This window comes from Paenibacillus oleatilyticus, assembly GCF_018998565.1.
GTDB classification, from domain to species: domain Bacteria; phylum Bacillota; class Bacilli; order Paenibacillales; family NBRC-103111; genus Paenibacillus_G; species Paenibacillus_G oleatilyticus.
In genome coordinates this window covers 1-243 of the sequence record NZ_JAHNZO010000228.1, presented here as the reverse complement: position 1 = coordinate 243, position 243 = coordinate 1, and the positions used below count along the sequence as shown (strand labels likewise).

At 51.9% G+C, this 243-nt stretch carries 2 tRNA genes; both read right to left on the bottom strand.

Annotated features, from left to right (window positions below):
* Positions 1 to 69: 69 nt before the first annotated feature.
* Positions 70 to 145, bottom strand: a tRNA-Ala gene (locus KQX66_RS37115).
* 21 nt (positions 146 to 166) lie between these two features.
* Positions 167 to 243 (bottom strand) — tRNA-Ile (locus KQX66_RS37110).

The following is a 243-nucleotide window of genomic DNA, read 5'->3' as shown; positions in this document are numbered from 1 at the left end:
ACTAAGGATGATTCAGCTTTACGCTTTGTTTCGTTATCCAGTTTTCAAGGAACAAATCTTAAATCATCATGGTGGAGCCAAGCGGGATCGAACCGCTGACCTCCTGCTTGCAAGGCAGGCGCTCTCCCAGCTGAGCTATGGCCCCATGCTATATTATGAAGTTAACTGGTGGGCCCTAGTGGACTCGAACCACCGACCTCACCCTTATCAGGGGTGCGCTCTAACCAGCTGAGCTAAGGGCCC